General features: G+C 70.1%; 23 protein-coding genes. 14 read left to right on the forward strand and 9 right to left on the reverse strand.

The window, feature by feature from the left end; translation table 11 throughout:
• The 7 genes from HV742_RS30345 to HV742_RS30375 all read left to right on the forward strand — a co-directional run.
• On the forward strand, nucleotides 1-1,364 hold a 1,364-nt coding region (locus HV742_RS30345), incomplete at its 5' end, for a 3-hydroxyacyl-CoA dehydrogenase family protein (protein WP_175147137.1).
• A 116-nt stretch (nucleotides 1,365-1,480) separates the two neighbouring features.
• Nucleotides 1,481-2,791, forward strand: a complete 1,311-nt coding sequence (locus HV742_RS30350) for an OmpP1/FadL family transporter (protein WP_175147138.1) — start codon at nucleotides 1,481-1,483, stop codon at nucleotides 2,789-2,791.
• 60 nt (nucleotides 2,792-2,851) lie between these two features.
• Nucleotides 2,852-5,242 carry a 3-hydroxyacyl-CoA dehydrogenase/enoyl-CoA hydratase family protein gene (locus HV742_RS30355; protein ID WP_175147139.1) on the forward strand — a complete coding sequence of 797 codons (2,391 nt, stop codon included), beginning with the start codon at nucleotides 2,852-2,854 and terminating at the stop codon, nucleotides 5,240-5,242.
• A gap of 131 nt (nucleotides 5,243-5,373) precedes the next feature.
• On the forward strand, nucleotides 5,374-6,573 hold the full coding sequence (locus HV742_RS30360; RefSeq protein WP_059271886.1) for an acetyl-CoA C-acyltransferase: 1,200 nt from the start codon (nucleotides 5,374-5,376) through the stop codon (nucleotides 6,571-6,573).
• An 18-nt stretch (nucleotides 6,574-6,591) separates the two neighbouring features.
• Complete coding sequence (locus tag HV742_RS30365) at nucleotides 6,592-7,140, forward strand: DUF4442 domain-containing protein (RefSeq protein ID WP_175147140.1); 549 nt, start codon at nucleotides 6,592-6,594, stop codon at nucleotides 7,138-7,140.
• Nucleotides 7,101-7,697, forward strand: a complete 597-nt coding sequence (locus HV742_RS30370; protein ID WP_175147141.1) for a chalcone isomerase family protein — start codon at nucleotides 7,101-7,103, stop codon at nucleotides 7,695-7,697. The genes HV742_RS30365 and HV742_RS30370 overlap by 40 nt, the downstream gene beginning before the upstream one ends.
• 2 nt (nucleotides 7,698-7,699) lie before the next feature.
• Nucleotides 7,700-9,391, forward strand: coding sequence for an AMP-binding protein (locus tag HV742_RS30375; protein ID WP_175147142.1), 1,692 nt, complete (start codon nucleotides 7,700-7,702; stop codon nucleotides 9,389-9,391).
• 54 nt (nucleotides 9,392-9,445) lie between these two features.
• On the opposite strand, the gene HV742_RS30380 is transcribed toward HV742_RS30375, so the two are convergent.
• Both HV742_RS30380 and HV742_RS30385 read right to left on the reverse strand, forming a co-directional pair.
• Nucleotides 9,446-11,014, reverse strand: a complete 1,569-nt coding sequence (locus tag HV742_RS30380; protein WP_175147143.1) for a sulfatase-like hydrolase/transferase — start codon at nucleotides 11,012-11,014, stop codon at nucleotides 9,446-9,448.
• Between the two features lie 10 nt (nucleotides 11,015-11,024).
• Nucleotides 11,025-11,999, reverse strand: a complete 975-nt coding sequence (locus HV742_RS30385) for a Bug family tripartite tricarboxylate transporter substrate binding protein (protein ID WP_175147144.1) — start codon at nucleotides 11,997-11,999, stop codon at nucleotides 11,025-11,027.
• A gap of 202 nt (nucleotides 12,000-12,201) precedes the next feature.
• Between HV742_RS30385 and HV742_RS30390 the strand changes: the two genes are divergently transcribed.
• From HV742_RS30390 to HV742_RS30415, 6 genes are all read left to right on the forward strand, one after another.
• Nucleotides 12,202-12,723 (forward strand): MarR family winged helix-turn-helix transcriptional regulator, encoded by a 522-nt coding sequence (locus HV742_RS30390; RefSeq protein WP_175147145.1) that lies wholly within the window; start codon nucleotides 12,202-12,204, stop codon nucleotides 12,721-12,723.
• Nucleotides 12,724-12,794: 71 nt separating this feature from the next.
• Nucleotides 12,795-14,648, forward strand: a complete 1,854-nt coding sequence (locus tag HV742_RS30395; RefSeq protein WP_059271896.1) for an ABC transporter ATP-binding protein — start codon at nucleotides 12,795-12,797, stop codon at nucleotides 14,646-14,648.
• 150 nt (nucleotides 14,649-14,798) lie between these two features.
• Nucleotides 14,799-15,827 carry a 2-keto-3-deoxygluconate permease gene (locus HV742_RS30400; RefSeq protein WP_080977377.1) on the forward strand — a complete coding sequence of 343 codons (1,029 nt, stop codon included), beginning with the start codon at nucleotides 14,799-14,801 and terminating at the stop codon, nucleotides 15,825-15,827.
• Nucleotides 15,824-17,044 (forward strand): D-threonate kinase, encoded by a 1,221-nt coding sequence (gene dtnK, locus HV742_RS30405; protein ID WP_175147146.1) that lies wholly within the window; start codon nucleotides 15,824-15,826, stop codon nucleotides 17,042-17,044. Before HV742_RS30400 ends, dtnK begins: the two co-directional genes overlap by 4 nt.
• Entirely contained in the window at nucleotides 17,041-18,093 is a 1,053-nt protein-coding gene (gene pdxA / locus HV742_RS30410) for a 4-hydroxythreonine-4-phosphate dehydrogenase PdxA (protein ID WP_175147147.1), read from the forward strand. The genes dtnK and pdxA overlap by 4 nt, the downstream gene beginning before the upstream one ends.
• 4 nt (nucleotides 18,094-18,097) lie before the next feature.
• Nucleotides 18,098-19,006, forward strand: coding sequence for a GntR family transcriptional regulator (locus HV742_RS30415; RefSeq protein ID WP_049072947.1), 909 nt, complete (start codon nucleotides 18,098-18,100; stop codon nucleotides 19,004-19,006).
• Between the two features lie 71 nt (nucleotides 19,007-19,077).
• Here HV742_RS30415 and HV742_RS30420 read toward each other — a convergent pair whose 3' ends face one another.
• From HV742_RS30420 to HV742_RS30445, 6 genes are all read right to left on the reverse strand, one after another.
• Nucleotides 19,078-19,812, reverse strand: coding sequence for a CoA-transferase subunit beta (locus tag HV742_RS30420; RefSeq protein WP_175147148.1), 735 nt, complete (start codon nucleotides 19,810-19,812; stop codon nucleotides 19,078-19,080).
• Entirely contained in the window at nucleotides 19,805-20,635 is an 831-nt protein-coding gene (locus tag HV742_RS30425; protein ID WP_049072945.1) for a CoA transferase subunit A, read from the reverse strand. Before HV742_RS30425 ends, HV742_RS30420 begins: the two co-directional genes overlap by 8 nt.
• Nucleotides 20,636-20,682: 47 nt before the next feature.
• Entirely contained in the window at nucleotides 20,683-21,405 is a 723-nt protein-coding gene (locus HV742_RS30430) for an enoyl-CoA hydratase/isomerase family protein (RefSeq protein ID WP_068952816.1), read from the reverse strand.
• On the reverse strand, nucleotides 21,402-22,565 hold the full coding sequence (locus HV742_RS30435; RefSeq protein WP_049072943.1) for a CaiB/BaiF CoA transferase family protein: 1,164 nt from the start codon (nucleotides 22,563-22,565) through the stop codon (nucleotides 21,402-21,404). The genes HV742_RS30430 and HV742_RS30435 overlap by 4 nt, the downstream gene beginning before the upstream one ends.
• A 251-nt stretch (nucleotides 22,566-22,816) precedes the next feature.
• Nucleotides 22,817-23,581 carry an IclR family transcriptional regulator gene (locus HV742_RS30440; RefSeq protein ID WP_054417258.1) on the reverse strand — a complete coding sequence of 255 codons (765 nt, stop codon included), beginning with the start codon at nucleotides 23,579-23,581 and terminating at the stop codon, nucleotides 22,817-22,819.
• A gap of 129 nt (nucleotides 23,582-23,710) precedes the next feature.
• A complete protein-coding gene (locus tag HV742_RS30445) occupies nucleotides 23,711-24,337 on the reverse strand; it encodes a cysteine dioxygenase family protein (protein WP_175147149.1) in 627 nt (208 codons plus the stop codon).
• Nucleotides 24,338-24,516: 179 nt separating this feature from the next.
• On the opposite strand from HV742_RS30445, the gene HV742_RS30450 reads away from it, so the two are divergent.
• The gene (locus HV742_RS30450; protein WP_175147150.1) at nucleotides 24,517-25,290 is read left to right on the forward strand and encodes an SIR2 family NAD-dependent protein deacylase; all 774 of its coding nucleotides are present in this window, start codon (nucleotides 24,517-24,519) and stop codon (nucleotides 25,288-25,290) included.
• 60 nt (nucleotides 25,291-25,350) lie between these two features.
• On the opposite strand, the gene HV742_RS30455 is transcribed toward HV742_RS30450, so the two are convergent.
• The coding region (locus HV742_RS30455; RefSeq protein WP_175147151.1) for a hypothetical protein at nucleotides 25,351-25,744 on the reverse strand (394 nt) is incomplete at its 5' end.

Here is a 25,744-nt window from a genome sequence, read left to right on the forward strand (position 1 = left end):
TGCCAACCCGCCTGCTGCAGGCGGCGGCGCGCGGCATGGTGCTGTCGGGCAAGCCGCCGCGCCGCGCGCGCGGCCTGGGCGCCTGGCTGAACCGCTGGCCGCTCAAGGCGGTGGCCGCCCAGCGCGCCCGCAAGCAGGTCGCCGCCAAGGATCCGCTGGGCCACTACCCGGCCGCGCCCGCCATCATCGAACTCTGGGAAAAACACGGCGGCAACGCCTTGCAGGCGCCGGCGCTGATCGACACCATCATCGCCTCGGATACCGCCCGCAACCTGCTGCGCGTGTTCCGGCTGCAGGAACGCCTGAAAGCCAATGGCCGCCAGCCCGGCATCGCGCCGGTGCGCCACGTGCACGTGGTCGGCGCGGGTGTGATGGGCGGCGACATCGCCGCCTGGTGCGCGCTCAAGGGCCTGACCGTGACGCTGCAGGACCAGGACATGGCCCGCATCGCGCCCGCCATCAAGCGCGCCGCGACGCTGTTCTCGCGCCGCCTGAAGGATCGCCGCGCGGCGCGCGCCGCCTTCGACCGGCTGATGCCCGACCCCGCCGGCGGCGGCGTGCCGCTGGCCGACGTGGTGATCGAGGCCATCAGCGAGAACCCGGAGGCCAAGCGCGGGCTGTACCAATCGCTGGAGCCGCGCATGAAGGCCGACGCGCTGCTGGCCACCAACACCTCCAGCCTGTCGCTGGAAACGCTGAGCGCCGGGCTGGCCCGCCCCGAACGGCTGATCGGCATCCACTTCTTCAACCCCGTGGCCAAGATGCCGCTGGTGGAAGTCGTGCATGCGGACGGCACTGCCGCGCAAACGCTGGCGCGCGCCAACGCCTTTGTAGGACAGATTGGAAAATTGGCCTTGCCCGTGCGTAGCGCCCCCGGTTTTCTGGTCAATGCGGTGCTGGCACCGTATATGCTTCAGGCCATGCGAAATATCGACGACGGTCTATCGCCCGCCGCCGTGGACGCGGCCATGGTGGCGTTCGGCATGCCGATGGGCCCGCTCGAGCTGGCCGACACCGTCGGCCTGGACATCGCCCGCGCGGCGGGGCAGGAACTGGCTGGCGGCGCCGAGCCGCCGCGCTGCCTGGCCGAGAAGCTGGCGCGCGGCGACCTGGGCAGGAAGAGCGGCCGCGGCTTCTACACCTGGCGCGACGGCAAACCGGTCAAGGACGGCCAGGGCGGCGCGCAGGCGCCGGCCGGCCTGGCCGAGCGCCTGATCCAGCCTTTGGTCGATGCCACCCGCGAGCGGGTCGAGGCCGGCGTGGTGGCCGACGCCGACCTGGCCGACGCCGGCGTGATTTTCGGAACCGGGTTCGCGCCGTTCACGGGCGGACCCCTGCATTACCAGAGCAGTCGCAGTGCCTAGCGCAGTAACGCGTCAACAAACCAAACCGGCCTGGACCCCCTTGAGCCGGATAGACCGGGACGACGAGACCGGCAGTGCCATAGAGACATACCTATCCAACATGAGGAGGCAGTACCATGAGCAGACGTTCATTGTCCCTGAGCACCCTGTCCGCCATTGTGGTCGGCCTGGGCGCCACCAGCGCCGCCCACGGCGCCGGCTTTCAGCTCCTTGAGCAGAATGCCAGCGGCCTGGGCAACGCCTACGCGGGCTCGGCGGCAAATCCGGAAAACGCCAGCATCATCTACTACAACCCGGCGGGCATGACCTACCTGCCGGGCATCAATGTCTCGGGCGGCGTCAATCTGATCAAGCCCTCGTTCAAGTTCTCGGACAACGGCAACAGCCGCAATCCGACGGCGCTGGGCGGCACCCGCCCCACCGGCGGCGACGGCGGCGATGCCGGCAACCTGGGCGTCGTGCCCAACCTGTACGGCTCGTGGCAACTGAGCGACCAGTGGTTCATCGGCCTGGGCATCGGCGCGCCGTTCGGCCTGATGACCGAATACGACAAGGGCTGGGAAGGCCAATACCACTCGAACAAGTTCGAGATCAAGACCATCAACATCAACCCGTCGATCGCCTACAAGGTCAACGACAAGTTCTCGATGGGCTTCGGCGTCAACTGGCAGCACATCGACGCCACCTACAAGAAGAAGACCGTGGTGCCCGTGGCCCTGCCCGGCGGCCGCACCGTCTTCACCAACGGCGACGCCGACCTCAACCTGAAGGGCGACGCCTGGGGCTGGAACGTGGGCTTCATGCTGCAACCCACCGAAGACACCCGCATCGGCCTGTCGTACCGCTCCAAGATCAAGCACACCGCCAAGGGCGACACCGATATCGACAACATCGGCCCGACCCGCCAGTCGGTCTCGTTCGACGCCAAGGCCTCGGTCGACCTGCCCGACACCCTGATCCTGAGCGCCACCCACCAGCTCAACGAGAAGTGGGAACTGCTGGGCGACATCTCCTGGACCGGCTGGAGCAGCATCCCCGACCTGAAGATCCGCAACTCCGGCACCGGCGCGCGCGATGACGACCTGCCGCTGAACTTCCGCGACACGTGGCGCATCGCCGTGGGCACGTCCTACAAGTTCGCGCCCGACTGGAAGTGGAAGTTCGGCCTGGCCTACGACCAGTCGCCGGTCCACAAGGCCGAGGACCGTCCGACTTCGCTGCCCGACAACGACCGCTACTGGTTCTCGACGGGCGTGCAATGGCAGGCCACCAAGAGCACCACGCTCGATCTGGGCTATACCTATCTCTACCTGCGCAAGACGGACATCGACACCACGTCCGGCAACCAGCTGACCAAGGGCCGCGTCGCGGGCACCTATGACAGCAGCGGCCACATCTTCGGCCTGCAACTGTCGTCCCGCTTCTAGCCCTGCCGGGGCGGATGACGGGCCGGCCCCGTCTTCCGCCCGCATTTTCAGGAGACTTCCTTGAGCAAGTTCGTCGTCAAACACGTCGCCGTGCTGGGTGCCGGCGTCATGGGCGCGCAGATCGCCGCCCACCTGGCCAACGCCGGCGTGCCCGTCACGCTGTTCGACCTTGCCGCGCCCGAAGGCGACCGCAACGGCATCGTCAAGAAAGCCCTGGCCGGCCTGAAGAAGCTGGAGCCCGCGCCGCTGGCCAGCCCCGCCCGCCTGGCCCTGATCACCCCGGCCAACTACGACGACCATATCGAACAGCTGCGCGGCTGCGACCTGATCATCGAAGCCATCGCCGAGCGCATGGACTGGAAGACCGCGCTGTACGAGCGCATCGCGCCGCACGTCGCGCCCGGCGCCATCATCGCCTCCAATACCTCCGGCCTGTCGATCGACGCGCTGGCCAACGCCCTGCCGGCCGCGCTGCGCGACCGCTTCTGCGGCATCCATTTCTTCAATCCGCCGCGCTACATGCGCCTGGTGGAAATCATCGCCACCGCGCACACCCAGGCGCCGGTGCTGGACCAGCTCGAAACCTGGCTGACCTCCACGCTGGGCAAGGGCGTGATCCGCGCGCTCGACACGCCCAACTTCGTCGCCAACCGCATCGGCGTGTTCTCGATCCTGGCCGCCATGCACCACACTCAGCGCCTGGGCCTGGGCTTCGACGAGGTCGACGCCCTCACCGGCCCCAAGATCGGCCGTCCCAAGAGCGCCACCTACCGCACCGCCGACGTGGTCGGCCTGGACACGCTGGCCCACGTGGTCGGCACCATGGACAAGAACCTGCCGGACGATCCCTGGCACCGCTATTTCACGCTGCCCGCCTGGCTGTCGGCCCTGATCGCCAAGGGCGCGCTGGGCCAGAAAAGCGGCGCCGGCGTCTACCGCAAGGCGGGCCGCGAGATCCAGGTGCTGGACCTGCGGGCCCAGGACTACCGCCCCAGCGCCGGCAAGCTCGCCGACGAGGTCGCCGCGCAGCTGAAAGAACGCGATCCGGCCAAGCGCTTCGCCGCGCTGCGCGCCAGCGACCATCCGCAGGCCCAGTTCCTGTGGAGCCTGTTCCGCGACATCTTCCACTACAGCGCGGTGCAGCTCGGCCAGGTGGCCGACAACGCCCGCGACCTGGACCTGGCCATGCGCTGGGGCTTCGGCTGGGCCCAGGGCCCGTTCGAGACCTGGCAGGCCGCCGGCTGGCAGGCCATCGCCCGCGCCGTGGCCGAGGACATCGCCGCCGGCCGTGCCATGAGCGACGCGCCGCTGCCCGCCTGGGCCCTGGAGCCCGAGCGCCAGGGGGTGCACACGCCCGCGGGCTCGTATTCCGCGCGCAGCGGCAAGCTGCATCCGCGTTCGGCGCTGCCGGTCTACCAGCGCCAGCTGTTCCCCGAGCGCGTGTTCGGCGAAGGCCCCGACGACCGCGGCACCACGGTCTGGGAAAACGAAGGCGTGCGCCTGTGGAACCTGCCCGAGGTCGACGCCGGCATCGCCATCCTGTCGGTCACCTCCAAGAACCACACGCTGGGCGCCGAGGTGCTCGAAGGCATCCTGCAAGCCGTGGCCCGCGCCGAGCGGGATTTCGACGGCCTGGTGATCTGGCACGACGCGCCGTTCGCCGTGGGCGCCAATTTGCAGCAAGTATCCGAAGCCTGCGCCGCCGGCCAGTGGGACATGCTGGAAGCCACCGTCGAGAAATTCCAGCGCACCTCGCAGTCCTTCAAGTACGCGCAGATCCCCACCGTGGCGGCCGTGCAGGGCATGGCGCTGGGCGGCGGCTGCGAATTCCTGATGCACGCCTCGCACCGCGTGCTGGCGCTGGAAAGCTACATCGGCCTGGTCGAGGCCGGCGTCGGCCTGATCCCGGCCGGCGGCGGCAGCAAGGAATTCGCCGGCCGCGCCGCGGCGCTGGCGGCAAAGACCGCCACGCCCGGCGAGGTGTTCCCCTTCCTGCAGCCGGTGTTCCAGACCATCGCCATGGCGCGGGTCGCCAAGAGCGCCATCGAGGCTGTCGACCTGGGCTTCGCGCGCGAACAGGACATCGTGCTGTTCCATCCTGGCGAGCTGCTGTTCGTGGCCATCGGCCAGGCGCGCGCCGCCGCCACCGCCGGCTACGTGCCGCCGCCGCGCCTGCAGGGCGTGCCGGTGGCCGGCCGCAACGGCATCGCCAACTTCGAGATGGTGCTGGTCAACATGCGCGAGGGCGGCATGATCAGCGCCCACGACTACCGCGTGGCCCGCAGCGCCGCGGTGGCGCTGTGCGGCGGCGAGGTCGAGACGGGCGCCAAAGTCGACGAGGAATGGCTGCTGGCGGTCGAGCGCAAGGAGTTCGTGGCGCTGCTGCGCACGCCCGAGACCCAGGCGCGCATCCGCCACACCCTGGACACGGGCAAGCCACTGCGAAATTAAGCCCCCCCTAGCGCCTGCGGCGCCTCCCCCAGGGGCGCCGGCGGCGGACCGGCGAAGCCGGATCCGCGCGGCCCCGCTAGTGAGAAACCGTGATGGACGTAGGGTGACTGTTATGGATACGAGGAAATGATATGAGCAAGCAGATTCAAGAGGCTTACATCGTTGCGGCGACGCGGCTGCCGGTGGGCAAGCGCAATGGGGTGTATGCCACCACCCGGCCCGACGACATGCTGGCGGCGGCGCTGCAGGGCGTGTTGAAGCAAACGCCGTGGCTGGATCCGGCGCGCATCGACGATGTCATTACCGGCTGCGCCATGCCGGAAGCCGAGCAGGGCATGAACGTGGCGCGCATCGGCCTGCTGCTGGCCGGCCTGCCGCAGAGCGTGGCCGGCGTCACCGTCAACCGCTTCTGCGCCTCCGGGCTGCAGGCGGTGGCCGACGCCGCCGCGCGCATCCGCAGCGGCGAGGTCGACATCATGATCGGCTCGGGCACCGAGTCCATGAGCGCCATGCCGCAGATCATGGGCAACAAGGTGTCGCTCAACCCGGCCATCTTCTCGCACCCCGAGAACGTCGGCATGGCCTTCGGCATGGGCCTGACCGGCGAGAAAGTGGCCGAGCAATGGAAAGTATCGCGCGAAGACCAGGACGCCTTCGCGCTGGCCTCGCAGCAGAAGGCCAACGCCGCCATCGCCGCCGGCCACTTCCGCGCCGAGACCACGCCGTTCGAGGTGGTGACGCGACTGCCTGGCGGATCCAAGGGCGAGGTGCGCGAAACCCGGCGCCTGGTCGAAGTCGATGAAGGCCCGCGCCCCGACAGCAGCGCCGAGGGACTGGCGCGGCTCAAGCCCGTATTCGCCGCGCGCGGCAGCGTCACCGCCGGCAACAGCTCGCAGATGTCCGACGGCGCCGCCGCGGTGGTGCTGGTGTCCGAGCGGGTGCTGCGCGAATTCAACCTCAGCCCGCTCGCGCGCTTCGTCAGCTACTCGGTGGCCGGCGTGCCGCCGGAAGTCATGGGCATCGGCCCCATGGCCGCCATTCCCAAGGTGCTGGCGCGCGCCGGCATCGCGCAGGACGACCTGGACTGGATCGAACTGAATGAGGCCTTCGCCGCGCAATCGCTGGCGGTGATCCGCGAACTCAAGCTCGATCCGTCCAAGATCAACCCGCTGGGCGGCGCCATCGCGCTGGGCCATCCGCTGGGCGCGACCGGCGCGATTCGCACCGCCACGCTGATGCACGGCTTGCGCCGCACCGGCGGCAAGTACGGCATGGTGACGATGTGCATCGGCACCGGCATGGGCGCGGCCGGCCTGTTCGAAGCCATGTAACCGAGGCGATGTAAAGCGGTGAAGCCCTATTGGTTCAAACGCCTGTCGCCGGCCTGGCGCGCGCGCCTGATGCGGGTGGGATTCAACCTGCACCCGGCGTTCCGCGCCACCGGCGGCCGGGTGTTGCACGTGTCGCACGATTTCCAGCACATCCGCATCAAGCTGCCCTTGCTGCGGCGCACGCGCAACATCGTGGGCTCGATGTACGGCGGCTCGCTGTTCGCGGTGACCGACGGCGCCCATCCCACCATGCTGATGGCGGCGCTGGGCGCGGACCACATCGTGTGGGACAAGGCGGCATCCATCCGCTACCGCAAGCCCGCCTATACCACGCTGTATGTGGACTTCCGGCTGCCGCCGGGAGAAATCGCGGACATACGCAGGATTCTTGCGCGTGACCGCGAGACCACCCGGACCTACACCGTGGAATTGAAGGACAAGGACGGCGTCGTCTATGCCGTCGTGGAACGCACGATCTACATCGCCGACAAGAAGTACTACAAGCAGAAAACGACTGGAGGAGACCCATGCGTGACATCATCCCCGGAGGGCGCGCCACCGCCCTGAGCCTGGTCCTGGCCGCCTGCCTGACGGCCGCCCCCACGCTGGCCGCCGACATGGACGTGGCCGGTGTGCGCCTCCCCGCGCAGTTGTCCGAAGGCGGCCACGCGCTGGTGCTGAACGGCGCCGGCCTGCGCACCAAGTTCGTGGTCAAGGTGTATGTGGCGGCGCTGTATGCCAGCGCCAGGAGCCAGGACGCCGCGACCCTGATCAACAGCAACGACCCGCGCCGCATGCGGCTGCAACTCTTGCGGGATGTCGATAGCAAGAGCCTGGACGCGGCGCTGCAGGAAGGATTGCGCGACAATACGCCCAAACAGGAACTCGCCGCGCTGCAACCGTCCGCCGCGCGCCTGTCGGCGCTGATGGCCGAGATCGGCTCGGCTCGCGAAGGCGACGTGATCGACCTGGACTTCGACGCCCGCGGCGTGACCATCACCGATAACGGCAAGCAGCGCGGCCGCATCGACGACCCGGCCTTCGGCCGCGCGCTGCTGCGGGTCTGGCTGGGCAATGATCCGGCCCAGTCCTCCCTGAAAAAAGCCCTGTTGGGAGCCCCTTGAAGATGGAACGAATCTGGCAGAAAAGCTACCCCCCGGGCATCCCCAAGGACATCGAACTGGACAGCGCCACCACGCTGGTCTCGATCGCGCGGGACAGTTGCCGGCGTTTCGCCGACAAGCCGGCGTACCTGAGCATGGGCAAGACCATGACCTACGCCGAACTCGACCGCCTGACGCGCGACTTCGCCGCGTGGCTCCACGCCAACGGCCTGCGCAAGGGCGATCGGGTGGCGCTGATGATGCCCAACCTGCTGCAGTACCCGGTGTGCCTGTTCGGCACCCTGCGCGCCGGCTGCACCGTGGTCAACTGCAATCCGCTCTACACCGCGCACGAACTGGCGCACCAGCTGGCCGACGCCGGCGCGCGCGCCATCGTGGTGGCCGACAACTTCGCCGCCACGCTGCAAAAGGCGCTGCCCGACACCCCGGTCGAGAAAGTGCTGGTGACCTCGATCGGTGAACTGCTCAGCCCGCTCAAGGGCCGCCTGGTCGACTTCGTGGTGCGGCGGGTCAAACGCATGGTGCCGGCCTGGTCGATCCCCTCCGCCATTCGCCTGGGCGCGGCGTTGCGGGAGGGGCGCGACCTGCCGTTCGAGGAGGTCGCCCTGACCCAGGACGACCTGGCCTGCCTGCAATACACCGGCGGCACCACCGGCGTGGCCAAGGCCGCCATGCTGACCCACGGCAACCTGGCGGCCAACGTGACCCAGGCCCACGCCTGGATCAAGCCGCTGGTCAAGGAAGGCGAGGAGTGCATCGTCACGGCGCTGCCGCTCTACCATATCTTCGCGCTCACGGCGAACTGCCTGGCCTTCATGAAGATCGGCGCCAGCAGCCTGCTGATCATCAACCCGCGCGACATTGGCGGGCTGATCAAGGAAATGGCCAAGGTGCCCTTCAGCGCCTTCACCGGCGTCAACACCTTGTTCAACGCCCTGCTCAACCACCCGGACTTCGCCAAACTGGATTTCTCGCGCCTGCGGCTGACCATGGGCGGCGGCATGGCGGTGCAGCGCGCCGTGGCCGAACGCTGGCTGGCCGTCACCGGCCGCTCGCTGGCGCAGGCCTATGGCCTGACCGAGACCTCGCCGGCGGTGACCATCAATCCGCTCGACGTGCAGGTCTTCACCGGCTCGATCGGCCTGCCGGTGCCGTCGACCGACCTGTCTATCCGCGACGACGACGGGCGCGAGCTGGGCGTGGGCGAACGCGGCGAGATCTGCGTGCGCGGCCCGCAGGTGACGCAGGGCTACTGGAACCGGCCCGACGAGACCGCGCTGGTGATGACGCCCGACGGCTACCTGCGCACCGGCGACATCGGTTATGTCGACGAGGCCGGCTACGTCTTCCTGGTCGACCGCAAGAAGGACATGATCCTGGTGTCCGGCTTCAACGTCTATCCCAACGAGGTCGAGGACGCGGCGGCGCTGCATCCAGGCGTGCGCGAGGTGGCCGCCATCGGCGTGCCCGATGAACGCTCGGGCGAAGCGGTCAAGCTGTATGTGATCCGCAAGGATCCCAACCTGGACGCCGAAACGCTGATCGCGCATTGCCGCACCCAGCTCACCGGCTACAAGGTGCCGCGCTACGTCGAGTTCCGCGACGATCTGCCGCGCACCAACGTCGGCAAGATCCTGCGGCGCGAACTCAAGCCGGCAGCCGCGGCGCCGCAGAAGGACACCGCGGGCGCCTGATGCCGACACGGGCGCGGCGACGGGCGATCCGCCCGCGCCGCCGCCCAGGGTCTTTCACCACTGCCCGAAGAACACCCCGGCGCGCTTGTGCGCGTTGGTGCCCTGCTCCACCGCCGCGTCGCTCAGGGTGGTGCGGCGCTTGCCGCGCAGCATCCAGTCCAGCAGGCGCTCGCGCAGTTGCGACCGCACCGCCGCATGCGCGGCGCTGGCGCCCAGGTCCTGGAACTCGTCGGGATCGGCCTGCAGGTCGTACAGCTGCTCGGGTTCGTCCAGCCAGTACACGTAGCGCCAGCGGTCGGTGCGCACCGACCAGGCGCGCGCATTCTGCGGCGTCTTGCCGCGCAGCAGGCGCGCCTGGCGGAAGCTGTAGTCCAGCTCCGAAAACACGCAGTCACGCCAGGGCTCGTCCGCCCCCCGGCCATGCAGCACGGTCTGCAGCTCGCGCCCCTCCAGCCGGTGCCAGGGCCTCGGCGCGTCCAGCGCGCGCAGCACCGTCGGCACCAGATCCACGCTTTCCACCATGTCCGCCAGCGCCTGGCCGCGCGTCGCATCGGCCTCGGCCGACGGGTCCATCACGATGAACGGCACGCGCTGCACGGCGTCGTAGAACAGTTCCTTCTCGCCCAGCCAGTGGTCGCCCAGGAAGTCGCCGTGATCCGCCGTGAACACGATCAGCGTGTTGCGCATGAGGCCCGCGCCTTCCATGTAGTCGAACAGCCGCCCCAGGTGGTCGTCGAGCTGGCGGATCAGGCCCTGGTAGGCCGGACGCACCACGCGCACGCATTCATCGGTCGAGAAGCTGACGCTTTCCTCGTGCTGGCGGTAGGCCGCCACCACCGGATGCGCGCCGGCCAGCTCCTCGCGGTTGCGCCGCACCGGCAGGCACTGGTCGGCCGTGTAGCGCTGATGGTAGGGCGCCGGCGCCATGTAGGGCCAGTGCGGCTTGACGTAGCTCAGGTGTAGCACCCAGGGCTGGCCGCCGCGCTGCTGCATGAAACGCAGCGCCTGGTCGGTCATGTAGGCGGTTTCGGAATGCGGCTCGGCCACCCGCGACGGCAGGTGCACGTTGCGCATGTTCCAGCCGCTGACCACCTGGCCGTGCGCATCGACGCCGGCGATGACGTAGTCGGTCCAGGGGTCGGCGCTGTCGTAGCCCTGGCTGCGCAGGAACGCGGGGTAGCCGCTTTCCTTGCCCGGTTCGTGGTGGCCGTCGTAGCGATCGACCTCGATGAAGCCACCGCGCGACAGCAGCGCGCCCAGCTCGGAGCCGCCGTCGATCGACAGGCGCTCCATGCCGGCGCGGTCGGGAATGACGTGGGTCTTGCCCGCCAGCGCCAGGTCGCGCCCCTGTCCCGCCAGGTACTCGCCCAGCGTGATCTCGTTGACCGACAGCGGCACCCGGTTCCAGGTGGCGCCGTGGCGCGACGGATAGCGCCCCGTGTAATAGCTCATGCGCGACGGGCCGCACACGCCGGAATTGACGAAGGCGCGGACGAAGCGCGCGCCGCGCGCGGCCAGCGCGTCCAGGCTGGGCGTCTGCAAATAGGGATGGCCATAGCAGCTCAGGTGATCCGCCCGCAGCTGGTCGGCCATGATGAACAACACATTCTGCACCGTGCTCATCGTCGCCCGCCTATTGCGTGGCCGTGAAGCCGGACGCCTTCACCGCCGGTTCCCATTGGGCCCGGTAGGCGTCCAGCTCGCGCCCGGTGGCGGCGGCATCCGCCGTCACCGGCTCCAGATACGACTCGCGCACCGCCTGCTGCATGGCCGGCTCGCGCATCACCGCGGCGATGTCCTCGCCCAGCCGGGCGGCCTTGGCCGGCGCCATCGCCGACGAGGCGAAGAACGCGTTCCAACCGTCGGCCGCCAGGTCCACGCCGGCCTCGCGGAAGGTCGGCACGTCCGCCAGCAGCGGATCGCGCGCCTCGCCCGAGGTCGCCAGGATGCGGATTTTGCCGGCGCGGTGCTGCGGCAGCAGCGTGTCCAGCGTGTCGACCGCCTGCGGCAGCACGCCGCCGATCAGTTCGGAGATCAGCGGCGCCGAGCCGCGATACCCCACCACCTCGGGCTCCTGGCCGATCTGGCGGCCCAGCATCAGCGCGAAGAAGTGCGGCAGGCTGCCGGTGGCCGGCACGCCCACCGAGAACTGGCGCGGGTTATCGCGCAGCCACTGGCGCAGCCCCGCCACGTCGCGGATGGGCGAATTGGCCGCCACCGCCAGCGCGAACTTGTAGCGGCTGACCAGCGACACCGGCTGGAAATCGCGGCGGGCGTCGTAGCCGGGTTCGGCGTAGACCAGCGGCGCCACCACCATCACCGCCGGATTGGCCAGCATCAGCACGTTCTGCCGCGTCGCCAGCGCATGCAGGCCCTGGGCCGCGATGCGGCCGCCGGCCCCGGTCTTGTTTTCGACCACCACGGCCACGCCCAGCCGGTCCTTCAGGCGGTCGGCCACCAGCCGCGCGATGCGGTCGGAACTGCCGCCCGGGGGATAGCCCACCACGATGGTCAGGGCGCCGTCCAGCGGCGCCTGCTGGGCACAGGCGGGCGCGGCCGAAGCCGCCGCGAGCGCCGCGAACGCGGCGCAGGATATCCAATTACGCACGGTAGTCTCCCTGGTGACAACGGCCCGCTGTCGGTTATGTTTGCGCATGCCGGGCCTGGGCCTGGATAGGCGAGACGACTGTAGCGCCGTGAAGATTGCTTGATCTAATCCAGTACTTGCCATAACGATATGAACTGCCAATACTCGCCATAACGATATGCGCCACGCCATGGACGCGGCGCGCCGTTGGCAGGAGACGACCATGCCCCCGCAAGATCCCGTCGAACACCCCCTGGCCGGAATGCTGATGTACCAGCTGTACCAGGCCTGGGCACAGTCCAACCCCGTCTTCGTGCGGCTGTGCGAAGGCCGCTTCGGCATCACCCGGCGCGAATGGCGCCTGCTGGCCTGCGCGGTCGAGGGCGGCATCATGACCTCGGCCGAACTGGCCGCGTCCGCCAGGCTCGACCTGGCGCGCACCTCGCGCACCCTTGGTTCCCTGTGCGAGAAAGGCTGGCTGCGGCGCCTGCCCGACAGCGCCGACCGGCGCGTGGTGCGCATCGAGGCCACCGCCGAAGGCCTGGACCGCTACCACGCCCTGCTGCCGGAGGTCATGCGCCTGAACGACCTGCTGGTGCAGGATCTGGATGCCGCCGAGGTCGCCCTGCTGCGCGACCTGCTGACCCGCATCGCCGGGCGCGGCCAGCGCATGGCGCGGGACAACCTCATCACCGACAAGGCCAGCCGGCGCGAGGGCGGAACACGGCGCGCGCAATACGGATGACGGCGCGCAGCCCCTTTATTTTTAAGGGGTTACCCTGATACGCTTGGGCGGCCTCCTTCTACGGACCTGCCATGCCCGGCGCAAAATCGAATCCCGTCTTCCGCTACTTCGAAAACCTGATCGACCCGTTCCGCGACGCCCCCGACATCACCCCGCCGGGACGCGTGCTGCGCTTCTACGCCTACTACCTGTGGCAGGTCTGGCCGATCTTCGCCATCCTGCTGCTGGTCGGCCTGGGCGGCGCGTTGGTGGAGGTGGCGCTGTTCAGTTTCCTGGCCGACCTGGTCGACATGGCGCAGCACACCCCGCCGGCGGACTTCTTCCGCGAGCACGCCTACACGCTGGTGTGGATGGCGTTCGTGGTGATGGTGCTGCGGCCGCTGTCGATCGCGCTGCACGACCTGCTGTCGCACCAGACCATCTCGCCCAGCCTGACCACGCTGGTGCGCTGGCAGAACCACCGCTACGTGCTGAACCAGGGGCTGGCGTTCTTCCACAACGACTTCGCCGGCCGCGTCGCCAACCGCGTGCTGCAGACCGGCAATTCGCTGCGCGATTCGGCGGTGCAGTCGGTGGATGCGCTGTGGCACGTCATCCTGTACGCGGCCAGCGCGCTGTACCTGTTCGCCGAGGCCGACTGGCGCCTGGTGATTCCCCTGGTGCTGTGGATCGCCATCTATTGCGGCATGCTGGCGTACTTCGTGCCGCGCATGCAGTCGCGCGCCGTCATCGCCTCGGAGGCGCGCTCCCGGCTGATGGGCCGCATCGTCGACGGCTACACCAACATCTCCACGCTCAAGCTGTTCGCCCACGCCCGCCGCGAGGAAGACTACGCGCGCCAGGCCATGACCGAACAGACCGAAAAGCAGCGCCTGTCGACCCGCGTCATCACCGCCATGGACGTGTCCATCAACACGCTCAACGGCATCCTGATCGCCAGCACCGCCGGCCTGGCGCTGTGGCTGTGGAGCATCGGCAGCATCAGCCTGGGCGCCATTACGCTGGCGCTCGGCCTGGTGATCCGCATCAACAACATGTCCGCCTGGATCATGTGGGAAGTGAACGGCATCTCGGAGAACGTCGGCATCGTGCAGGACGGCCTGGCCACGATCTCGCAGCCGCGCCAGGTCGTGGACCGCCCCGACGCGGTGCCGTTGCGCATCACGCGCGGCGAGGTGCGCTTCGAGGACATGTCGTTCCACTACGGCAGCGGCCGCCAGATCATCCCGCACCTGGACCTGACCGTGCATGCGGGCGAAAAGATCGGCCTGATCGGCCCGTCGGGCGCCGGCAAGTCGACCCTGGTCAACGTGCTGCTGCGGCTGTATGACGTGGAAGGCGGCCGCATCCTGATCGACGGCCAGGACATCGCCGGCGTCACCCAGGAAAGCCTGCGCTCGCAGATCGGCGTGGTCACCCAGGACACCTCGCTGCTGCACCGCTCGATCCGCGACAACCTGCTGTACGGCCGGCCCGACGCCACCGAGGCGCAACTGCGCGACGCCATCGACCGCGCCCGCGCCGCCGAATTCATCGACGCCCTGGTCGACGGCGACGGCCGCCGCGGCCTGGACGCCCACGTCGGCGAGCGCGGCGTCAAGCTGTCGGGCGGCCAGCGCCAACGCATCGCCATCGCCCGCGTGCTGCTCAAGGACGCGCCCATCCTGATCCTGGACGAAGCCACCTCGGCGCTCGATTCCGAGGTCGAGGCCGCGATCCAGGAAAGCCTGGAGGCGCTGATGCGGGGCAAGACCGTCATCGCCATCGCGCACCGCCTGTCCACCATTGCCCGCATGGACCGGCTGGTGGTGCTGGACGGCGGCCGCATCGTCGAATCCGGCACCCACGCCAGCCTGATCGCCCAGGGCGGGCTGTACGCGCGGCTGTGGAGCCACCAGACCGGCGGTTTCGTCGGACTGGACTAAGGCGGCGGGCGGGCGTCGCGCCGCCGCCACACGGGAAGACCCTGTACGTACATGCTGTACGTACAGGTGTACACTGGCGGCTTTCAACCCCCTGACAGACGCACGCATGAACGTCTGCGCCGCGAGAAAATCCCCCTGGAGACTCCGATTGTGACGACCGCAACCCCCCGTTCGCCCTTCTTTGGCACGATGCAGAAAATCCCCGGCGGCCTGATGCTGGTACCGCTGATCCTGGGTTCGCTGCTCGGCACCTTCGCGCCCGACGCGCTGGCCATCGGCGGCTTCACCACCGCCCTGTTCAAGAACAGCGCCCTGCCGCTGATCGCGCTGCTGATCTTCGCCACCGGCACCCACGTCAATGCGCGCACCGGCGGCCCGATCCTGGCCACCGCCGGCACCATCCTGCTGATGAAAACGCTGGTCCCGGCCACCCTCATCATCATCCTGGGCAGCTACGTCGGCCTGGACGGCGTGCTGGGCGTGTCGATCCTGGCCATGCTGGCCGCCTTCGACAACAGCAACGGCGGCCTGTGGCTGGCCTACACCGGCCAGTACGGCGACGCCCGCGACCGCGGCGCCTACGTTGCCAGCGCGGTCAACGACGGCCCCTTCTTCAGCCTGCTGTTCCTGGGCGCCTCGGGTCTGGCCGACATCCCCATGATCGCCCTGGTGGCGGCGCTGGTGCCGTTCCTGCTGGGCGTGGTGGTCGGCAACCTCGATCCCAAGTGGCGCGACGTGCTCAAGCCCGTGCCCAACATCGTCATCCCCTTCTTCGCCTTCGCGCTGGGCACCGGCATCAACCTGGGCGCGGTCGTCAATGGCGGCATCACCGGCCTGATCCTGGGCCTGATCATCAGCCCGATCACCGGCGGCCTGGTCTACCTGGGCTATCGACTGATCCTGCGCCGCGGCGGCAAGAGCGGCCTGGGCTTCGCGGCCGGCACCACCGCCGGCAACGCCATCGCCACGCCCGCCGTGGTCGCGGCCGCCGATCCCAACTTCCAGCAGTACGTCTCGACCGCCACCGCGCAGGTCGCCGCGTGTGTGCTGATCAGTTCGATCCTGGCCCCGGTGCTGGCTTCGTACTTCCTCAAGCGCGCCGGTGAACTCAAGTCCGAGGACGCCGCCGACGACGCGGCGGCGGGCGGCTACCGCGAGGCGCGCGGGGAGGCCCTTTGAATCCCGCCATCGCCATCGTCGCCGACGACCTGACCGGCTCCGGCGACACCGCCGTGCAGTTCGTGCGGGCCGGCTGGACCACCCACCTGTCGATCGACGGCGCGCACGAGGCGCTGGCCGCGCCGGCCGCCAACGACGTCGACGTGCTGGCGGTCACCACCCACAGCCGCGCCCTGCCCGCCGCGCAGGCGTACGCGGTGATCCGGCGCAACGTCGAGCGGCTGCGCGCCGCCGGCGTCGCCCGCCTGTACAAGAAAGTGGACTCGACGCTGCGCGGCGCCTTCAAGGCCGAGATCGACGCGGCGCGCGCGGCCTGGGGCGATGACGCCATCGCGGTGGTATGTCCGGCCTTCCCGGCCACCGGCCGCACCGTGGAAGACGGCGTGCTCATGGTGAACGGCCAGCCCGTCACCGCCACCTCGGCCGCTACCGATCCGGTCACGCCCGTGACCGAAAGCCATATCCCGACCCTGCTGGGCTGCGCCCACGTCGCGGCCAAGGCGGGCGAATCGCCCGAATCGCTGGCCGCGCGCATCGCGCAGGCCGGCGCCACCGTGGTGGTGGATGCACGCGACGACGCCGACCTGGAACGGCTGGCGCGCGCCATCGGCATCCTCGGGCCGCGCGCCCTGCCGGTGGGCGCGGGCGGCCTGGCGGTGCCGCTGGCCCGTGTCTGGGCCGGCGCCGACCAGACCGCCCCGGTGGTCGTGGTGGTGACCTCGCAACACAGCGCCGCCCGCGCGCAGGCCGCCGCGCTGCAAGCCGCGGGCGCGCGCACCTGGGCGCCTTCGCTGGCGGACCTGGCCGATGACGCGGCCTGGCGCAACTGGTGCGAGCCGCTGCTGCGCGCCCACGCGCAGGCCGGCGCCGATGCCGCCGGCACCCTGCTGTTGCTGGCCCCGGCCGGCCAGCGCGAAGGACTGGATTCCGACACCGTGGCGCAGCGCCTGGGCGCGCTGGCGGCGCAGGCCATCGGCGCTTCGCGCGCCGCCGGCGTGGTCGCCACTGGCGGCGACGGCGCGCGCCAGGTGCTGCTGGCGCTGGGCGCCGGCGGCATCGCCCTGGTGGATGAAGTGATCGGCGGCGTGCCCCTGGGCACGCTGACCGGCGGCACGGCCGACGGCCTGCCCGTGGTGACCAAGGCCGGCGGCTTTGGCGCCGAAGACGTACTGGTTCGCGCCGTGCGCGCGATCCGCGACAGGAGATTCAAGCGATGACACAAACCCCCGCTCCCAAGCTGCCGCTCTTGGCCGTCACCCTCGGCGACGTGGCCGGCATCGGGCCGGAAATCACGGCCAAGATGCTGATGGGCCATGACGAACTGCGCCAGAAGGCTCGCCTGGTCGTGGTCGGCGACGTCGACGTGATGGTCAACGCCGTGCGCAGCCTGGGCGGCGATCCCGCCATCGTGCGCCGCGTCGAGCGTCCGGCCGACGCCACCAACGCCCCCGGCATCATCGAAGTGTTGCAGGCCGGCCCCTCGCTGGGCCACGTCAAGCTGGGCGAGATCAGCGCCGACGCCGGCGACGGCTCGGTGCGCTTCGTCACCACCGCCTGCGCCCTGGCGCGCGCCGGCGAGGTCGACGGCATCGTCACCGCGCCGCTGAACAAGGCCGCCATGCACGCCGCCGGCCACAAGTGGCCCGGCCACACCGAACTGCTGGCGCACGAATTCGGCGTCAAGACCTTCTCGCTGGTGCTGTCCGCCGGCGATCTCTACATCTTCCACGCCACCACCCACGTGTCGCTGCGCCAGGCCATCGAAGACCTGACGCCGGCGCGCATGCGCGCGGTGCTGCGCCTGGCCGGCTCGTTCGCCAAGGCCCTGGGCCGCGGCGACCGTCCGGTGGCGGTGTCGGGCCTGAACCCGCACGCCGGCGAGAACGGCATCTTCGGCACCGAAGACGCCGACATCCTGGCGCCCGCCGTGGCCGAGGCCAACGCCGCCGGCATCCTGGCGGCCGGCCCGATCCCGGCCGACGCGCTGTTCCCGCAAGCCGTGCGCGGCAAGTGGCAGTTCGTGATCGCCTGTTACCACGACCAGGGCCACGCCCCCTTCAAGGCCGTCTATGGCGATGACGGCGTTAACATCACCGTCGGCCTGCCGGTGGTGCGCGTGTCGGTCGATCACGGCACCGCGTTCGACATCGCGGGCCAGGGCATCGCCCGCGAAGACAGTCTGATCCTGGCCGCCGAGCGCGCCGCGCATCTGGCCCCGGGCTGGACGCATGTATGGGAAACTGCGCGGGCTCAAACAGGAGGTTGATTCCATGGCGCCCGCCAACGCTGAAGACTTGCCCGCGCTGGACCGTTCCGGCGACGTGCCGCTGCACGCCCAGGTGGCGGCATTGCTACGCGGCTACATCCGCACCCGCAAGCTCGGCGCCGGCGCCCTGCTGCCCAGCGAGGCGGCGCTGTGCGAGCACTTCGGCGTGGCCCGCAGCGTGGTGCGGCAGGCCCTCTCGGCCCTGGCCGCCGAAGGCCTGATCCAGCGCGAGGCCGGACGCCCGGCGGTGGTGGCCGCGCCGCGCGAACACCGCCGCCTGGTGCAACGCTCCACCGGCCTGTACGAACAGTTCGCGCAATCCGGCGTGACGCTCAAGACCCGCGTGCTCGATCTCGCGCCCAGCGAGCCGCCCAAGGCCGTGGCCGAGTTCTTCGGCACCCAGGACCTGCTGTTGCTGGAGCGGCTGCGCCACGTCGCCGACGCGCCGCTGGCCTACGTGCGCACCTGGCTGCCCGCCGCCGCCGTGCCCGGGCTGCGCGCCGAGGAACTCACCGACGCTTCGCTGCACGGCGTGCTGACGCGGCGCTTCGGCCTGCATCCCGGCGCGGGACGCAACCAGATCCGCGCGGTGGCGGCGGATGCCGCCCTGGCCGGCCTGCTGCAAGTGCCGGCGGGCACGCCGCTGCTGATGCTGGAAGGCCAGGGCATGGACCAGCACGGCCGCCCGCTGGAGTGGTTCAGCACCTGGCATCGCGCCGAACAACTGGTGTTCGACGTCGACGTCAGCGTCGGCCACGAAAGCGTGCAGCCGCGCCTGCGCGGCGCGTCGGGCACCGCCGCGGCCGCCGTCGAACCGGCTGTCGCCGGCCACGATCCGCTGGCGCGCGCCCAGGCGCTGGTGGCCGAACTTTCCGCCGAACTGGCGCGCCTGCGCGCCGGCAACCACGACTGAGCCCACGCGGCGCGCATCCGGCCGGCGCCGGGCCTGAACGCCCTTTCCAACGGGCGGGAGCCGCACGCGCCCTAGCGCAGCGTCACCGCCGCATCACGCTCGAACACCCCATCGGGATCCAGCTCGCGCAAGGCGCGCCGCTCGGCCTCGGTCGGCGGCGGCGTCGGCCCGGCGCCCTCAGCATCGAAATCGAAACCGGTGCGCTCGCGCACTTCCTCCAGGCTGGACTCGGGATGCCAGGATTGCAGCGCCAGCCGGCCGTCGCGCTTGACGAACACGGCGATCGGCGTCGCCACGCCGGCAAAGCCGCCGCCCGCCGTCACGAAATCCAGCTCCCGCACGAACACCCGGCGCGAATGCTCGGTGCGCCAGGTGCAGGTGCGCCGCGCCGTGGGCATCATCACCGCCCCGCCGCCGCCGCCCGGCAGGCGCACCTTGGGCGCATGCCAGTCACCGATGCAGGAGTTGTTGGCGCGGCCGGCGCCGTCGATCTGCGCCGCGCCCAGGAACGCCAGGTCCATGCGGCCGCGCGTGCACAGGTCGTAGAAGTCCTCGTTGGCGAAGATCGAGGCGCTGTGCTCGGCCAGCACCGGATCGGAGCTGGACAGCGGGATGTGCGACGGACGCGGGTCGACCCCGCCCGCCACGTTGATATAGACGTAGTCCCAGTCGTAGGCGCGCTTGGCCAGCAGGCAGGCCAGCATGGGCGGGGTCGAATTGACGCCGCTGAAGGTGATCTCGTCGGGCCGGATGAAGCGCGCCAGATTGGTGACGATGTACGAGAACCCCGACCATTGCTCAGCCATTCGCCGCTCCCGCTTCCGGCGCGGCGGCCAGGTGGGCCGCCAGGTCGCCGTTCTTGTCCATGTAGGCCTCGACCGCCGGATAGTCGATGGCATAGTCCGGCCAGCACGAACCCGGCCAGGCCGAGCGCGGCAGCACCGTATAGGCCTGTACCATGAAATACGGCACCAGCGTGGCCTCGGGCTGCGCCTCGAACACGGCGCTGTCCACCCGTTTCTCGGCCACCACCAGCACGCTGCCGGCGGCGCGCGACATGATGCGGTCCCAGTGCGCCGTGCCATGCACCCGCACATTGCCGCGCGCGTCCACTTCCGAGGCCTGGATCACCGCGAAGTCCGGCCGCACCGCCGGGATCACCCAGGTGCGCTCGCCGCTGCCGTAGGGATCCTCCAGGCACTTCCAGCCGTTCAGGGTCGGCAGGGCGCTGCCGTGCAGGCCGCCGCAGGGCTGGAACGGCACGCCGTAGGCGGCGGCCCGCAGGCCCGCCGTCAGGCTGTTGCAGGCATGCTCCTCCAGCTCGACCTCGCCGCGCTCGATGGCCTTGCGATACCACGGCGCCAGGCCGAAATTGCCTTCCATCGCCACGATGCCGGCGCGCACGCGCCGCAGCGCGCCCGCGCGGCACAGAATGTCCACGTCGTAGCCCGGCGACTGCTTGACCAGCTCCAGATCGCGCCGCCCCTGGCGGATCAGTTCGCGCACGAAGGCGAACGGCCCCCGGTGCAGGAAGCTGCCTCCCAGCGCGATCGACGCGCCGTCCGGCACCAGCGCCGCCAGCTCGGCCAGCGAACACTGCTTGTGCGTTTGATTGAATCCCGAACCCATGCTGCCTCCTCGATTTCCGTCTCGTCGTACCGGCCGGGCGGGCGGCGTCAGCGCGCCTGCAGGTAGGCCGCCACCCGCGCCTTCAGGCCGGGCTCGGCGGCCGATCGCACCAGCCGCGCCAGGTCGATGTCGGGCTGTTCCGCCGACAGGGCCGCGTACAGCTGCGCGCGGGCGGCGCCGGTCAGGGCGCCGGCGGCCTGGGCGGCCTGGCGCTCGAGGTCGGGCCAGCTGTCCGGCGCCGCCAGGTGGCTGACGAAGCCGTCGCGATGGGCCTGGCCCGCGTCGAATACGCTGGCCTGTTCCAGAATGGCGCGGGCGCGCTCGGCGCCCACCAGCGCGGCGAAGCGGCGCGTGCCCAGCACCAGTCCGAATTTCAGGCCGGGCATGCGGAAGGCCGCGTCGGGCGCGGCCACGCGCCATTTGCAGGCGCCGAACAGATCGACGCCGGCGCCGAAGTTGCGGCCGTGCGCCAACCCCACCGTCAGGCAGGGCGAGGCCGCCACCCGTTGCAGCAGCGTCTCGATGCGCACGAAGCGCAGCAGCAGGTCGCCCTCGCTCTGCGCCTCCCAATCGCCGAAATCGAAACCCGCGCTGAAGTTGCGGCCCTCGCCGCGCAACACGATGACCTCGGCGCCCTGCGCCGGGGCCGCGTCGACCGCCGCGATCAGCGCCTCGACCAGCTCGGCCGACAATGCATTCATCTTCTCCGGACGCGTCAGCGTCAGGACCTGCGCCGGACCGCGCCGCTCGACCCGCAACGCCGCGCTCATGCGCCTTTCCCCTTGCTGCGCAGCGGCCCCAGCACGGCCTCGTTGTGCTCGCCCAGCGCGGGCGGCGGGCGGCGCAGCGCGGTGGTCTGGCCGTCGAAACGCACCGGCAGCCCGAAGGTGCGCGTCCGCACGCCATTGGGCAGTTCGAGCGGCTGCACCCAGCCCATGTGCTCGACCTGCGGATCCGCCAACACCTCGGAATAGGTATTGATGGGCGCGCACGGCACGCCGGCCGCGCGAAAGCGCGCCAGCCACGTGGGGGCGTCGTCGGCGGCGAAGATCGCTTCCAGGATCTCGCGCAGCGCATCCTGGTTGCGGGCGCGCGCGCTGGTGTCGGTAAAACGGGGATCCGCCAGCAGGTCCTCGCGGCCCACTGTCACGCACACGCCCTTCCACAAGGCGTTGTTGCCCGCCGCCATGCCGAAATAGCCATCCTTGCACCGGAACGCCTGGTAAGGCGCGTTGCGCGGGTGGGCCGAACCGAGCTTGACCGGGTCGCGCCCGCTGCCGAAGAACTCCGAGGTCTGCAACGCCGCGATGCCGAGGGTGGCGCCCAGCATCGGCACGTCGATGTGGGTGCCCTGGCCGCTGGCCTGCGCGGCGCGCAGGGCCGAGGCGATGGCGAAGGCACCATACAGGCCGGCCGAGAAATCGGCCACCGGCACGCCGCACTTGACCGGTTCGCCGCCAGCCTCGCCGGTCACGCTCATCAGCCCGCTCATGGCCTGGATGGTCAGGTCGAAGCCGCCCTCCTGCGCGCGCGGCCCGGACTGGCCATAGGCCGAGATGGAGCAATACACCAGGCGCGGATTGGCCTCGCGCAATGCCGCATAGCCCAACCCCAGGCGATCCATCACGCCAGGCCGGTTGTTCTCGATCAGCACGTCGACGCCGGCGGCCAGCTCGCGCGCCAGCGCCAGGTCGGCCGGATCCTTCAGGTTCAGCGTGACCGAGCGCTTGTTGCGGTTGAGCGAAGCGAAGTTCTCGCTATAGCCCTGGCTCAAGGGCGGCCAGCTGCGCAGCGTGTCGCCCCCTTCCGGGTTTTCCAGCTTGATCACGTCGGCGCCCATGTCCGCCAGCAGCATGCCGCAGAATGGCCCCGCCGCGACGTTGCAGATCTCGAGCACGGTGATGCCGGCCAATGCCGAGCCAGGAGTCATGTCGACCTCTCGTTATACGGAATCAATATATGGGACAAGAAAAAGAATCCAAGCGTGCCGCCTGGGCCGTGTCATCCTGGGGGATGCAGCGGTCCGTCATGCGCCTTGCTTTGCTCTGTTGGCGAACCCCGCGGGCAGGGTGCGATCGCCGCCCAGCATAGCACCGGGCGGAATCCTCGGTAAATCATTAATTGAAATTTGAATCCCAATATTCAGGATTCAGGAACATCCCGTGGCGGACGCCGCCGCGCTCATTCGCCCAGGAAGCCGCGCCGGTAGCCCATGCCCCGCGAAATGGCCTGGGCACAGGCGGCCACGTCCGGCGCCAGTTGCTTCATGCGGGCCGCCCCCAGGCGGTCCAGGGGTCCGGAAATGCCAACCGCCGCCACCGGCTGGTCCAGGCTGTTGAACAAGGCCACCGCCAGTCCGCCCACGCCCTCGCGCCACTCGCCGCGATTGATCGCGTAGCCGGCGCGCGCCACCTTGCGCAGTTCATCCTTGAGCAGGGCCATCGACACCAGCGTCGCCGGCGTGTGCCGCGCCAGCTTATCCGCATAACGCTCGACATAGCCGTCGGCCTGGTACGCCAGCAGCGCCTTGCCGGTGGCCACGGCATAGGCCGGCGCGCGCCCGCCCACCATGGAATAGGCGCGGATCGGCTGCGGACTGTCGATCTTGTCGACGTAGACCACGTCGAAACCATCCAGCACCGACAGGTGCACGGTTTCGCCGGTCTGGTCGGCCAGCGTGCGCATGAACGGCGCGGCCAGCTTGCGCAGGTCCAGCTGGCCGAGCTGGCGCGCCGCCAGCTCGAACAGTCGCACCGCGCCGCGATAGCCGCCGCCATCCTCGTCGCGGATGACATAGCCGGCATGGATCAGGGTTTGCAGCGTGCGATGGGTATTGCTGCGCGTCAGCCCGACCCGGGCCGCCAGCGCATCGATGGTGCGCGGCGGATTATCGACGTCGGTGACCGCCTCCAGCACCATCAGCCCCTTGAGCAGTGTCTTGTCCATTATTCTGGATTTTCCCAATATTTAGGACGCGAACATAGCACGCCGCGAGCGCGGCGAACAGGCTTGGCCGCGCCAGGCTGGCCGCGTAAAGCCGGCCCGCGCCACACGGCGACCGGGCGCGGCCGCGCCTCAGGCGGCCGGGGCCGGCAGCGCCGCGCGCACGGCGGCCGAACGGTCCCACAGGTTCGGCACGCTGGCCGCCGAATAGCCCGACACGAACGGCTTGGCCTGCCCCGTGGCGGGGTCGTAGACATGGCGCGACACGGCGCCGATATTGCCGCCATACATGTGCACGCTGATCGACACCTTGTCGTCGAACGCGTTGGACACGCGATGGATGTCGCCCTCTTGCGGCGACAGGCGCTCGACGTCGCCGGGGCGCAGGGTCTCGGGCGCGCCGCGCGCCACCAGCCGGCCGTCGGCCTCGCGCGCGTAGCGCTGGTTCACTTCCGCGCCGCGCAGCATCCCGACGTATCCCCAAACCTCGTGGTCATGCACGGGCGTCAGTTGTCCCGGCCCCCAGACAAAACTGACGATCGAAAAACGCTCCAGCGGATCGCAATGCAACAGGTATTGCTGGTAATACTGCGGATGCGGCACGGTACAGGCCTCGGGCAGCCAATCGTCATGGGCGATCAATGCGGCGAACGCGGCCTGCAGCTCGGGCGACTGCGCCAGCCCGGCGGGCGTGGCCAGGCGGGTCGCGGTGGCGATGAAATGGCGCAGACGGTCCAGGCCGGCGGGGGCTTCGGGCATTGCATGTCTCCGGATCGGGCACGGTCCGGAACGGGCCATGCCAGTGAATATCCCAATTGGGCTTTCCAGTATCCACGATTCGGGACGCTTGCCGCAACGGCCGCCGGCGCGCGCCGCGCTTGACAGCCCCAGGGCCGCGCGTGCAGCGTATCGGACTTGCTCATTACCGGCCTTACGGCATGGATACCCTGACTCCTTCCATCCCGCCCGCGCTGGCCGACGCCCTGGCGCGGGCGCGGCGCGTGGTCGTCTTCACCGGCGCCGGCGTATCCGCCGAAAGCGGCATCAGCACTTTCCGCGATCCGCTGACCGGCCTGTGGTCGCGCTTCGATGCGCGAGCCCTGGCCACGCCGGAGGCCTTCGCGGCGCAGCCAGACCTGGTATGGGGCTGGTACGAATGGCGCCGCGCCCACGTCGCGCGCGCCGAACCCAATGCGGCCCACCGCGCCATCGCCGCCCTGGCGCGGCGCGTTCCCGGCCTGGCGCTGATCACGCAAAACGTCGACAACCTGCACGAGCGCGCCGGCAGCGACAGCGTGATCCATCTGCACGGCAGCCTGCACGCGCCGCGCTGCAGCGCCTGCGGCCAGGCCGCGGCGTTCGCCTCCCCGCCGCAGGCCGAACCCGCCGAAGGCCGCGCCATCGCACCACCGGCCTGCGTCCATTGCGGCGCGCCGATACGCCCCGGCGTCGTCTGGTTCGGCGAAAGCCTGCCGGCCAGCGCCTGGCAACAGGCACTCCACGCCGCCGGCGACTGCGACCTGTTCCTGAGCATCGGCACCTCGGCGCTGGTCTATCCCGCGGCCGAACTGCCGTTGCGCGCCTTGCGCGCCGGCGCCACCGTGGCCCAGGTCAACCCCGCCGCCACGCCGCTCGATACGCACGCCCACTTCAACCTGCGCGGCGCGGCCGCCGAGGTCATGCCTCGCCTGCTGGCGGCGGCCGGCTTCTGACGCAAGCGCCGTCCGCGCCGACGGCGCCCGCGCGGCCAGCCCGCCCTGTTGCGCCCCCGCTCACCATTTGCAGCCATCCCCGCGCAACGCGTCGGCCAGCAACAGCGGCGCCGCCAGCAATCCCATGTGCGCATGCGCCTCCCGGCAAGGCGGCCGCGCGCTTTGCGCGATGCCCCTGGCCAACGCCGACGGTTCCGCCGCCGCCTTGGGCGCGAGGTTCACGCGAGGCTCGCCGCGCGCATGCGGCGCGCCCTGCGCCGCGGCATCCTCGGCGCGCCAGCGGAAATCTCGCGCGGGCGCGACGGACGGCGCGGACGGCAATGTGGCGGACGATCCCGGCGATATTGCCGGCATGGCGGTGGTTGGCCGCGGCGGCGGCGCCGGCGTCGACGTGGCGCCAGGCCTTGCCCGCGGCCCGGCCGATCGCGCCGCGCCGGACGACGGCGCGACGGGC

The organism is Achromobacter ruhlandii (genome assembly GCF_902859695.1).
Taxonomy (GTDB): Bacteria; Pseudomonadota; Gammaproteobacteria; order Burkholderiales; family Burkholderiaceae_B; genus Achromobacter; species Achromobacter ruhlandii.

What these genes read in the sequence shown, in the direction of transcription:
- HV742_RS30350 (WP_175147138.1), top strand. Translation starts at nt 1,481, where the DNA reads ATGAGCAGACGTTCATTGTCCCTGAGCACCCTGTCCGCCATTGTGGTC.
- HV742_RS30360 (WP_059271886.1), top strand. Translation starts at nt 5,374, where the DNA reads ATGAGCAAGCAGATTCAAGAGGCTTACATCGTTGCGGCGACGCGGCTG.
- HV742_RS30370 (WP_175147141.1), top strand. Translation starts at nt 7,101, where the DNA reads ATGCGTGACATCATCCCCGGAGGGCGCGCCACCGCCCTGAGCCTGGTC.
- HV742_RS30375 (WP_175147142.1), top strand. Translation starts at nt 7,700, where the DNA reads ATGGAACGAATCTGGCAGAAAAGCTACCCCCCGGGCATCCCCAAGGAC.
- HV742_RS30380 (WP_175147143.1), bottom strand. Translation starts at nt 11,014, where the DNA reads ATGAGCACGGTGCAGAATGTGTTGTTCATCATGGCCGACCAGCTGCGG.
- HV742_RS30390 (WP_175147145.1), top strand. Translation starts at nt 12,202, where the DNA reads ATGCCCCCGCAAGATCCCGTCGAACACCCCCTGGCCGGAATGCTGATG.
- HV742_RS30395 (WP_059271896.1), top strand. Translation starts at nt 12,795, where the DNA reads ATGCCCGGCGCAAAATCGAATCCCGTCTTCCGCTACTTCGAAAACCTG.
- pdxA (WP_175147147.1), top strand. Translation starts at nt 17,041, where the DNA reads ATGACACAAACCCCCGCTCCCAAGCTGCCGCTCTTGGCCGTCACCCTC.
- HV742_RS30415 (WP_049072947.1), top strand. Translation starts at nt 18,098, where the DNA reads ATGGCGCCCGCCAACGCTGAAGACTTGCCCGCGCTGGACCGTTCCGGC.
- HV742_RS30420 (WP_175147148.1), bottom strand. Translation starts at nt 19,812, where the DNA reads ATGGCTGAGCAATGGTCGGGGTTCTCGTACATCGTCACCAATCTGGCG.
- HV742_RS30425 (WP_049072945.1), bottom strand. Translation starts at nt 20,635, where the DNA reads ATGGGTTCGGGATTCAATCAAACGCACAAGCAGTGTTCGCTGGCCGAG.
- HV742_RS30430 (WP_068952816.1), bottom strand. Translation starts at nt 21,405, where the DNA reads ATGAGCGCGGCGTTGCGGGTCGAGCGGCGCGGTCCGGCGCAGGTCCTG.
- HV742_RS30435 (WP_049072943.1), bottom strand. Translation starts at nt 22,565, where the DNA reads ATGACTCCTGGCTCGGCATTGGCCGGCATCACCGTGCTCGAGATCTGC.
- HV742_RS30440 (WP_054417258.1), bottom strand. Translation starts at nt 23,581, where the DNA reads ATGGACAAGACACTGCTCAAGGGGCTGATGGTGCTGGAGGCGGTCACC.
- HV742_RS30445 (WP_175147149.1), bottom strand. Translation starts at nt 24,337, where the DNA reads ATGCCCGAAGCCCCCGCCGGCCTGGACCGTCTGCGCCATTTCATCGCC.
- HV742_RS30450 (WP_175147150.1), top strand. Translation starts at nt 24,517, where the DNA reads ATGGATACCCTGACTCCTTCCATCCCGCCCGCGCTGGCCGACGCCCTG.